This window comes from Streptomyces sp. NRRL B-1347 (genome assembly GCF_000720325.1).
Classification (GTDB): Bacteria; Actinomycetota; Actinomycetes; order Streptomycetales; family Streptomycetaceae; genus Streptomyces.
In genome coordinates this window covers 1-10,322 of the sequence record NZ_JOJM01000115.1, presented here as the reverse complement: position 1 = coordinate 10,322, position 10,322 = coordinate 1, and the positions used below count along the sequence as shown (strand labels likewise).

At 68.4% G+C, this 10,322-nt stretch carries 5 protein-coding genes and 5 pseudogenes; 2 read left to right on the top strand and 8 right to left on the bottom strand.

Features of this window, described 5'->3' with window-relative positions; genetic code table 11:
• Positions 1 to 115 precede the first annotated feature (115 nt).
• Positions 116 to 826 (top strand): annotated as a pseudogene (locus IG74_RS0142440) (IS5 family transposase); the annotation flags it as partial.
• Positions 823 to 1,221 carry a hypothetical protein gene (locus IG74_RS0142435; RefSeq protein WP_030688703.1) on the top strand — a complete coding sequence of 133 codons (399 nt, stop codon included), beginning with the start codon at positions 823 to 825 and terminating at the stop codon, positions 1,219 to 1,221. The pseudogene IG74_RS0142440 and the gene IG74_RS0142435, both read left to right, overlap by 4 nt.
• Positions 1,222 to 1,228: 7 nt before the next feature.
• Here IG74_RS0142435 and istA read toward each other — a convergent pair.
• From istA to IG74_RS51600, 8 genes and pseudogenes are all read right to left on the bottom strand, one after another.
• A pseudogene (gene istA / locus IG74_RS46840) lies at positions 1,229 to 2,816 on the bottom strand (IS21 family transposase).
• A 296-nt stretch (positions 2,817 to 3,112) separates the two neighbouring features.
• A pseudogene (locus tag IG74_RS51605) lies at positions 3,113 to 3,193 on the bottom strand (IS5/IS1182 family transposase); the annotation flags it as partial.
• A gap of 9 nt (positions 3,194 to 3,202) precedes the next feature.
• Positions 3,203 to 3,952, bottom strand: coding sequence for an IS5/IS1182 family transposase (locus IG74_RS0142425; protein WP_030688701.1), 750 nt, complete (start codon positions 3,950 to 3,952; stop codon positions 3,203 to 3,205).
• Between the two features lie 188 nt (positions 3,953 to 4,140).
• A complete protein-coding gene (locus tag IG74_RS0142420; RefSeq protein WP_030688699.1) occupies positions 4,141 to 4,713 on the bottom strand; it encodes a Uma2 family endonuclease in 573 nt (190 codons plus the stop codon).
• A gap of 39 nt (positions 4,714 to 4,752) precedes the next feature.
• Positions 4,753 to 6,018, bottom strand: coding sequence for an SWIM zinc finger family protein (locus IG74_RS0142415; protein WP_030688696.1), 1,266 nt, complete (start codon positions 6,016 to 6,018; stop codon positions 4,753 to 4,755).
• On the bottom strand, positions 6,015 to 8,888 hold the full coding sequence (locus IG74_RS0142410) for a DEAD/DEAH box helicase (protein WP_078869561.1): 2,874 nt from the start codon (positions 8,886 to 8,888) through the stop codon (positions 6,015 to 6,017). Before IG74_RS0142410 ends, IG74_RS0142415 begins: the two co-directional genes overlap by 4 nt.
• A gap of 311 nt (positions 8,889 to 9,199) precedes the next feature.
• A pseudogene (locus IG74_RS0142405) lies at positions 9,200 to 9,475 on the bottom strand (transposase family protein); the annotation flags it as partial.
• Between the two features lie 164 nt (positions 9,476 to 9,639).
• Positions 9,640 to 9,741 (bottom strand): annotated as a pseudogene (locus tag IG74_RS51600) (IS5/IS1182 family transposase); the annotation flags it as partial.
• Positions 9,742 to 10,322: the final 581 nt, after the last annotated feature.

The following is a 10,322-nucleotide window of genomic DNA, read 5'->3' as shown; positions in this document are numbered from 1 at the left end:
CCGCCCCGACCTAATCGACGGCTGCTTGATCGGGACTGGGCTGCTCATCGCTGCGGAGGAGCTCGCAGAGCCGGAACCCGCGAGTTCAAGATGAGTACCTCGCCGGCGGCCTACTTCACTCTTCTATCAGAACCGGACGGGCTGCCAATGGCGCCTTCTTCCGCACGACTTCCCGGCCTGGTCGGCGGTGCTGTACTACTTCGGGCTGTGGCGCGAGGACGGGCTGGACCAGCGGATCCAGGAACTGCTGCGGTGCCAGGTGCGGGAGAAGGCCCGGCGATTAGAGGACCCGTCTCTCGTGATCATCGATACCCAGTCCGTGCGCGCGGCCGCGGGGGTCCCGAAGACCACGACGGGGCTGGACGCCAACAAGAAGGTATCGGGCCGCAAGCGGGGGCTGGCCGTCGACGTCCTGGGGCTGGTCATCGGCGTCGTCGTGTTGCCGGCCTCCGCCCACGACAACGTCGCCGGCACCGCCCTGCTCGACCAGGCCGCGACGCGGTGCGGGAACCGGCTGGAGAGGGTCCTGGTCGACCAGGGCTTCAAGGACGAAGTCCTCATCCATGGCGCTCTGTTGGACATCGACGTTGAGGTCGTCCGTCGCAGCCGAGAAGACCAGGGCAAAGGGTTCGTCCCGCAGCCGAAACGTTGGATCGTGGAGCAGGTCAACGGCACGCTGCTGCTGCACCGTCGCCTGGCCCGCGAATACGACCACCGCCCCGACACCTCCGCCTCACGCGTCTACTGGGCCTCCATCGCGAACATGACCCGCCGCCTCACCGCCCCGAGTCCCGCCTGGCGCGACACCCTCGAGCTGGCCGCGTGAACATCACCGAGCTCCTGACCGGCCTCCAGGCCGAGCACGACAAGACCACCGTCAGGGCCGCTGAACTACGCGACCAGATCGCGCACTTGACTACCGCCCTGGCCGAGACCGAAGCGCGACTCGTGGACCTGACCACTGCCCGGAAGGTCATCACCGAACTCGCACCGGCTGGAGACGAACCAGAACCGCCCGAGACGAACAGCGCCTACCAGGTCATCGTGAATGCCTTCAACCAGCACCCCGACCAGGAGCTCCGGGCCCGTGAGCTGCACGAACTCCTCGGCATGCCCACCGACGAGGCATCGGTCAACGTCACCCGTGCCCGCCTCGGACGCCTCACCCGCCAAGGCTTCCTCACCCAGCCCGGACGAGGCCGCTACCAGAAACGGACTTAACGTCCACTCAGGCCACTCCTGCTTCGTTGTGACCGTGGTCATCGCGGTCGTCGTCCGTGGTGACGGGGGTCATGTCGGCGGCGAAGAGCCTTGTCGGTCCGTGCAGGAACGCGGCGGCCCCGCCGTCGCCGGTGGACTGCGTCTGCGGTTCGGTCTCGGTGCCGGCGATCAGGATGCCCTTGACGGTGCGATAGGACGGATCGCCCACGGCGATGGCCTTCACGCAGGCGGCCTCGAGCCGCTCGGGCCCGTACTTCTTCTTCAAGCCGAGCACTCCCTGGGCGGCGCGGAGCCGGTAGAGGGCATGATCTCCAGCAGCCCTGCGATCAGCTCGCTGCAGGCCGGGCCGACCTGGGCGGCCTGCTTGCGGCACCAGACGGGCGTGCGCATGTGGAAGGCGATCTTCTCGGGCGGGTAATCGTTCTTGTCCGTCCGCTTGCCCTGCTCAAGTGCCGCGTGAGTCTTGACGAGTTGACCGTCGTCGAAGATCTGCACCATCGTGGCAGTGGAGCGGATGTCGACCTTCTTGCCGATCAGTTTCCAGGGCACCGAGTAGAGGGTGCGGCCGGCCTTGACGTGGATGTCCGGGCCGACGGTCGCCGTCGACCAGCGGGCCAGCACGAATCCGGTCGGCGGCAGCGGCTTGAGGGCTGGCTTCTCGAGGGCCTCGAACACCGAGGCCGGTGCGGCCCCAGCGGCCGGCACTGCCGTTGCCCGGCCACCTCGGTGCACCACTCGATGGCCGCGGCCTGCATGTGCTCGATCGAGACGAACTCCCGGCCCCGCCACCACGAATCGCGTATATAGGGCATAGGGCGCTCGACCCGGGGCTTGTCTTTTGGCCGGCGGGCGCGAGCCGGGTCCACCAACGTGCCGTAATGTGCGGCGAGTTCAGCGTACGACTTGTTGATTTCGGGGTCGTAGAGGTCGGGCTTGTCGACACCGGTCTTCAGGTTGTCCGGCACCAGCCGCTCGGGCGTGCCGCCGAAGAAGCGGAAGGCTTCGACGTGGGCCTCGGTCCAGGCGTGCTGGTCGAGGTGGATGACCGGGCGGACGAACATGTGCCGTGAGGCGGCGAGGATCATGACGAACGCCCAGATGCGGTGCCGCTTGCCCGAGCGCGGGTTGATCCACTGGCCCAGGAAGCCGTAGTCGATCTGGGCCTCCGAGCCCGGCTCGACCTCGTCGCGCAGCACCGTCACTGCGGAGCGTCGGGTCTCCTCGGGCAGTGTGGCCTTGACCCAGCGGCGCAGTGAGGCCACCGACACGTTCACGTCGTGTTCGTCGCGCAGGCGTTGGTGGATCGTCGAGACGGTCACCGTCCCGAGCAGGCCCTTGATGTAGCCGCGGTGCTTGTCGATCTCTGGCCAGGTGATCTGCCGCAGCCGCTTGTCCGCAAGCTGCGGGAACCAGCCCTTGATCAGCTCGGCCCAGTCCTTCTCGGCCATGGGCGGCCCGCCGGGGGTTATCCCGGCGGCGATCGCCGGGACCAGGTACTTCCCGATCGTCTTGCGGTCCACCCCGAGCGACGCGGACAGCTCGCTCCGCGAGCGGCCCGCGTACCAGTGGACGTAAATCTCCGTGATGTCGACCACGTTGAACGTTCTCCTTGCCATCTGGCGCCATCTTCGACCTCGAACCACTGATCGAAGGAAGCGTCCGTCTCATGACGGCCAGGACCACACGCCACGTTCACGATGTCCCTGGGGAATTTCGTGATCGTGGCACTGGGGAATTACGTGCCGCACGGAGCGTCTGAGCTGGGGAAATTCGTGATCGCCCACAGTTACGCCCTCCTCGCGAAGTCCATGCCGAATACCGGCAGTTGCTCATCGCATCGCAGCGTGAAGTCATCACCAGACGCCTGTCCGGAGAACGCGAGGCCCCTCAATCGGGCTCTGCGCAGGATGCGCCAGGACTTCAGCCGGGCGAAGGCGCGTTCGCCGGGTGCCCGGAGCCGGGCATGATCCCGGAGCGCCTTTCACGTGTAGGTCATGAGGGTGAGGATCGCTGCGGCGGCTGACGTGAGCCGGTTCGGGCTGGTGCGGGCGTGGCGGAAGATCCTCCACTGCTTGATCCGGGAGATCGTCCGTTCGACAGGTGCTCGCAGTGACGCGTGGACTCTGTTCGACTTCTTGTGTTTATCGGGCAGTTCGGTGTCCGGGCGGCGCTTGATCGGCGTGATGACGGCGCCGCAGGCACCCTGGTACCCCTTGTCTGCGAGGACCACGAGGTCCAGTTGTGCGCAGGTCTCGATGATGCCGTGCTCGCGGGCGGCCTTCACATCGTGGATACCCCCGGGCAGGGCGGGCGAGAGCCACAGCAGCCTGCCTTCTTCCGCGGTGATGACCTGGAGGTTCACACCCTCGCGTCGGACCTTGCCCGAGAAGTGGCCCGCGGCAGCCACCCGGCCGGTCTCGGCGACGGTACCGTCCAACAGCACGTAGCTGTCCGCGTGGTGGCTGGTGAGCGCCTCGGTCAACGAGGGCGCGAACGCGGCGAGCCGCTCGATCGTGTCGTTCACATAGCGCCAGGCGGTGGCCACGCCGATACCAAACCCGGCCGCGAGCTGTTCGAAGGTGTCGTGCTTGCGCAGGTACACCAGCGTGCACCGAGCGCGGTCGTGCGGGCCGAGCTTGCAAGGCCGCTCCCCTTCCAACGCTACCAGGGCCATCGTCACCATTTCGAGGAGTTCCAACTCCACGTCACACGCGGCAGGATAGGTGAACACCGGGGCATCTCCGCTGGTCAGGCTCGTCGTGGTGACCTGCCCAACCACGGAGATGCCCCGCGCGTTCCCCTCATGTCAACACCGCAGCACCGCCCCACCCGCCAGAGCTACAAATGGAAAAGGCTCCGGGTCAACACGCGATCTTGCAAAGAGTCCTGGGGCAAGCCTCACCAGCATGTGGCGGAGAATCAGGGCACGAGGCTGGCGAGGTCGATGTCGAGCGGAAACGGAACGGAGAGTTTCAGTTGACCTCGGTAGATGCCAGTGGCTACGTACGAGCGGGTCATGGAGTCGAGTTCGTAGGTGTGAACAGCGGGTGCGCCGGCCTCGTCCTCGATGCGCCAGAAGTGGGGGATCTTGGCCTGTGCGTACTTGAAGGGCTTCAGGGATCGGTCGCGGTCCGCTGACTCTTCGGAGACGGCCTCGATAACCAGAGTGACGTCTTGAGGGGCGTACCAGGTCCGGTCTGGGTCGTATGCGGCGGTGGTGACCAGGATGTCGGGCTCGGGCCGGCTCTTCTTGTCGAGACGGACGGTCATTTCCCGCTCAGCCTCGAATCCGGCGGGGGCTGCCTGCCGCAGGGCAAAGGTCAGGTTCTCCACGAGCCGGGAGTGCCAGGACCTCTGCGGCGACATCATGAAGATCAGGGCTCCGTCGATGAGTTCGGTGTGGCGGGGAAGTTCGGGTACGCGGTCGAGGTCGTCGGCTTCCCAGCCGCTGTCGCGGGGTGGGTAGAGCCAGTCCGGCAATGTCGCGGTCATGCGGGGGATCCTTCTGTGTCGTGGGGAAGGGCGAGGCAGCTATCGGGCGGGACGTGAAGAATCTGTCGCAGGCTCTTGCCGGTGCCATACGGAGGTGAGCGCTGCGACCGGGTCGGTGTCGGCTGGTGCGGCGGGCCACCATTCGCCGTCTGCGGTGTCGTGGAGGTAGGGGTACCAGCGGCTGTCGGGTCCCAGGCGTAGTTGGACGCCGTGGCCGGTGAGGGTGAGGCGGTTGCGCCAGGCTCTGAGGGGGAACGGCGTGCCGGTCATTTCGGTGAGGGCTTGGGTCACAGCGGTGCGGGCCGCTGCCACCGCCGTCGGGGCGGGGGTGTGGGGTTGTTCGGCGACGGTGATTCCAGTGGAGCCGCCGTGGCGCCAGGCGCGGGTGAGGCGGGCGAACGCGGTTGGTTTGGCGCCGGTGTTCTGGATGAGGTGGTGGAACCATTCGGGTCCGGGACTGCTTGCGGCTATGCGTACCGCGTCTTGGTGCTGGGTCAGGTGCAGGCTGGCGGTGTCGCCCGCGAGGATCCGCGCGGCTCGTGTCGCGGCGTCGGCCATGAGGTGCTCCAGGTCCGCGTTGGCCAGGCCGCTGCCGGGTGGCGGGGCGAGGGGCAGCGCGGCAGCGTGGACGGCCGGCGCCGGGAGATCGGGCCACCGGAGGGTGTCCGCGGCCCAGTCGGCGTACGCGGCGGCGGCCGGGATACCGACCGGCGCCTGTGGGCTTGCTACTTCCGGGGTTTCCATGCGGCGAGCGCGCAACTGGGAGAAGATCTCTTGGCGGTCGCGGCCGCGCAGTGCGAAGAGGACGAAGGGGTCGGTGTCGAGGGTGGCGGCGATGGCGTAGCAGAGCGCGGCGGCGTGTTTGCAGGGGGATCCCCAGTCGGGGCAGGAGCAGTCCGGGGCCAGCTCGGTGGGTTGCGGCAGCAGGGAGACACCGGCTTGGTGGGCGGCGTCGGCGAGTTCGGCGGGCATCTCGCCGTCGAGGAGGGCAGCGAGATGCCCGGCGCGGGCCACGATGGCGTCCAGGAGGACGTCCCACTGGGGGCTGGTGAGGACGGGCAGGTGGACCGAGGAGCGGTACGGACACGGGCGGCTGCCCTGGACCGGGGCCGTGGCCTGGCCGGGGGCGATGGTGACAGGGCCGACCATGCCCTGGCGGGCGTAGGTGCGTCCGCGGGACAGGCGCCCGGCATCCAGGGCGGAGTCCTCCAGGGCCGCCACCCATGCCTGGCCCCACCAGGTCTCGGAGAAGACGCGCCTGTCACGGGCGGACGTACGGCGCGGACCGGGGACCGAGGGGCTCATGACGGTCTCCCGAGTGCGACGAGTTCGGCGAGGTCGGTGTCGGACAGTTCGGTCAGGACGGCCTCGCCGGCGTCGACGACGGCGTCGGCGAGCGCGCGCTTGGATTCGAGAAGCTTGGCCACCCTGTCCTCCACGGTGCCCTCGGCGATGAGCTTGTGGACCTGTACGGGTCTGTCCTGGCCGATGCGGTAGGCGCGGTCGGTGGCCTGGTCCTCGACGGCCGGGTTCCACCAGCGGTCGTAGTGCACGACGTGAGTGGCCCGCGTGAGGTTGAGTCCGGTGCCCGCAGCCCTCAGCGACAGCAGGAACACGGAAACTTCGCCGCGCTGGAAGCGTTCCACCATCTCCTCGCGCCGCGCGACGGGGGTGCCGCCGTGCAGGAAGAGGGTGGGGACGCCGCGTTCTGCGAAGTGACTCTCCAGAAGGGCCGCCATCTGCTTGTACTGGGTGAAGACCAGCACCGATTCGCCTTCGGCGCTGATGGTGTCGACCAGTTCGTCGAGCAGGTCGAGTTTGCCGGAGCGGCCGTGCAACAGTGTGGACTGGCGCAGGTACTGGGCCGGGTGGTTGCAGATCTGCTTCAGGGCGGTGAGGAGCTTGAGCACCAGGCCGCGGCGGGCGATGCCCTCGGATTCGGCGATCTTCGCCATGGCTTCGCGGACCACCGCCTCATACAGGCTGGTCTGCTCGGCCGTCAGGGGGACGACGCGGTCAGTCTCGGTCTTGGCGGGCAGTTCGGGTGCGATGCCCGGGTCGGACTTCCTGCGGCGCAGCAAGAAGGGGCGGAGGAGGCGGGACAGGCGCTCGGCGGCCTGGAAGTCCTCGCCCGTCTCAACGGGGCGGGCGTGCCGGTCACGGAAGGCGGAGAGAGGGCCGAGGAGCCCGGGGGTGGTCCAGTCGAGGAGCGCCCAGAGTTCGGAGAGGTTGTTCTCCACGGGAGTGCCGGTGAGGGCGACGCGCGCTTGGGCGGGCAGAGCGCGCAGTTCGCGGGCGGTGACGGCGTAGGGGTTCTTCACGTGCTGGGCCTCGTCGGCGGCGATCAGTGACCAGACTGTCTCAGCGAGGGCCTTACGGTCGCGGCGTAGCACCCCGTAGGTGGCCAGGACGATCTCGCCGTCGGCGAGGTTTTTGAGGTGGCGGCCACCACCATGATAGCGGCGTACCGGCGTGGCTGGCGCGAACCGGGCCGCCTCGCGCTGCCAGTTGCCGAGCAGGGAGGCGGGGCAGACGACGAGCGTGGGGCCTGCGGTGGCGGGGGCGCTCTGGCGGTGCAGGTGCAGGGCGATCAGGGTGATGGTCTTACCCAGGCCCATGTCGTCGGCGAGACAGCCGCCGAGGCCGAGTTCACACATCTCGGCCAGCCAGGCCAGGGCCCGCTTCTGGTAGCCGCGCAGGGTGGCCTTGAGAGCGGCGGGCTGCAAGACAGGGGTGCGGGCTTCGGGGTCGCGGACACGGGCGACGAGGTCGCCGAACGCGCCGACCGCCACACACGGGACCAGCTCGCCGTCCCGTTCCACCTCACCGGTCAGTGCGGCGCCCAGTGCTTCCATAGGGGTGAGCGGGTCCGTTCGGCGGCGCCGGGCGCGGGCCACCAGTTTCGGGTCGGCGACCACCCACTGGTCACGCAGCCGGACAAGGGGGCGGCGTGATTCGGCGAGTGCGTCCATCTCCGCCTCGGTGAGCGGTTCACCGCCGAGCGAAAGCTGCCAGCGGAAGTCCAGGAGGGCGTCTGCGTCGAGGAGGCGGCCCATGCTGGAGCCGGGCGCGGTGCGCTGGGCGATCTCTGCGGTGGCGGTGAGCTCTTTGACCAGCTCGCGCGGCCAGTGTACGTCGACACTGACCGAGCGCAGCGCATCGGTGGCGTCCCCCAGCAGGTCGAAGGCTTCGTCATCGGTCAGCCGGAGCTGACCGGGAGCGGCGTCCTTGAGCAGCCGGTCGAGCGGGGGCCAGACCCGCGCGCCGCGGCGCAGGGCGAGCAGCGTCTCGGTCTCGGCGCGCGGGCCGAGCAGCCGCTCCACCTCGGCCGTCTCGCTCCACAGCCGCGCGGCCTCGACGACGAGTGCCGGATCAGCCGCGGTGTGCAGCTGCAGCACGGCCCGAAACTGCCGACGCCGCCCCTCGGGCGGGTCGACGCGCAGCGAGACGTTTACCTCAGCGGTGAACGTCGCGGTGGTCTCTTCGGCCCACTCGCGCAGGACGGGCACGGCCCGAGGCTCGCGCCAGGCGTACGGCACCGCGCCCATGGCGAGCGGCGCGGCCGGGGTACGGACCAGTTCGTCGGCGACCGCGTCGCAGAACCGGCGTATCAGCCCGGCCGGTTCTGCGATCCGCAGCGGGACGGGACCGGGTTCGGGCAGACAGTGGGCGTGGGGCGGGAAAGCAGCAGCGAGAGCGTTCAGTGCCTGGCGGTGGGCGCAGGTGAAGGGGCCCGCTTGCCAGGTGTCGTAGCTGGTGGGGGTGAGCGCCGGGTGGAGACGGCCGTCGGCGAGCAGCCGCAGCGCGAGGCGGGCGGCGGCCTGCCAGGCGGCGGCGGACGGATGCGCCGGCCCAGTAGTGGCCAGGGCGGCGAGGGCGACCGCAGGGGGCAGGGCGTAACCCTCCACCTGGCGCCGCCGGACCGACCGGCCATGCGGCAACACCAACTCCACCGGCTCGGATTCGATACCCCAGGGTACGGCACCCTCCCGCGCGACTGCCCCGGCAGGTCTCCACAGCAGCAACCGCCCCAGACGGGCGGGCTCACCGGGCAGAAAAACCGCCGCCCAACCGCCGCCCAGCAGCGCCCCCGCGAAGGCCGTTGCCTCCCGCGGCGCCAACGGCGGCGCGATCCTCGTGCCCGCGTACGGCCCTCGTACAATGGCCCTTACCATCCACTTGCCCCTACGCTGTCTCTCCCGCCGAATCCAACGAGCCGTACCCAGCCTATCCCGGCACACGGCAGCGACTCGCGGTAACCGAGTCACTCCGCCCTCCGAGTGACGTCCCGGACCTCGAGTCCAGGACCACGCGTTGGACAGACCGTGAAACGCGAACATGAAAAGAGGCAGCACACCGCGTCGATAGACGTTTGCCGGATCAAATGGCCCGACGCCTCCACCCCCGCCTCCCGCAAGGACGTGGTCCGGTCGGGCTCGGTCTGTCCATCCCCTCTGTGTGTGGAGCGTTGCGTTACTGAGCGTTTTCAGCGTTGCCTCTCCAGGGTGAGGACAGCTTTGGCGATGACGGTCTTGCGGTTCGGGCTGATGCGGGATCTGCGGAAGATCTGCCAGGACTTCAGCCGTGCCATGCTGCGTTCAACCGGTACCCGGGCTGCGGCCAGGGCCCGGTTGACGGTGCGCTGGGTGAGGGTGAGCTCGCCGCCCGGTGGCCGTTTGAGTCCAGTGGTGACCCAGGAGCCGACGCCCGTGTAGGCACGGTCGGCGAGGACGGGGACACCCTGATGTTCGCAGATGCGATGGACCTGCACCGGCGCCGCTCGGTCCTGGTGCGTATGTCGGCCGACGGGCAGAGGCTGGGCAAGATGGTCCGCTTCACCAACGATCCGGCCCGCCTCAAACCGGAGATCGCCAAGGCCGGACCTGAGAGGACGTCTGGTTCACGAAGTTTATGGCTGATTGCGTTTTATGCGTCTCGCCAGGTTGGGGTGGTTCCGCCGGTCGCCCGTTTCGCGAGGTTCGAGATCATGGCGAGGCGGATCATGCTTTCGGAGTGGGCGGGTTTAGTCGTCGGGTAGCGGGGACACATTGCTGCGTCCCCGCCCCCTCAGAGTGAAGTAGGCCGCCGACGACGTGCCCGTGGCTCGGGTTCTTTTCCGACGGCCCCTTCCCGAACCGGGCAGGCGAGATTTCCCCGCACCCGGCTCTCCAGTAGTCAATTCCGGACTGGGGTCGTACGCCGTCCCGCGTGGATGCCCTGGTGACAGCGTTCGCAAACTACGAGGGTCTTGCGTTTCCGCATAGCCATCAGGAGCCTTTTTCATGTGTAGATCAGGAGGGTGAGGAGGCGGCGGAGACTGACGAGAGCCTGTTCGGGCTGGTCCGGGCGTGCTGGAGGATCCTCCACTGCCGCGTGGACCTTGAGGCTTATTCAGCGCGATTCTGAGGATCTCTGTCCGGACCCTCAGAAAATGAACAGCGGCCCGTTGTGAGAGAATTGGGTTTACCACGACACAAGACTCCAGAATGGACCGCCTGTTGTGTATTCTGCCACTGGGTTCTCCCGGGAGCGGATAACGGACCTGTGCACCTCGGTCCATCGGCATGCGGAGGGCGGAGCGGGTAAGTTCTGGCCGCCCATTCTGGGGC

What these genes read in the sequence shown, in the direction of transcription:
- IG74_RS0142410 (WP_078869561.1), bottom strand. Translation starts at nt 8,888, where the DNA reads ATGGTAAGGGCCATTGTACGAGGGCCGTACGCGGGCACGAGGATCGCG.
- IG74_RS0142420 (WP_030688699.1), bottom strand. Translation starts at nt 4,713, where the DNA reads ATGACCGCGACATTGCCGGACTGGCTCTACCCACCCCGCGACAGCGGC.
- IG74_RS0142415 (WP_030688696.1), bottom strand. Translation starts at nt 6,018, where the DNA reads ATGAGCCCCTCGGTCCCCGGTCCGCGCCGTACGTCCGCCCGTGACAGG.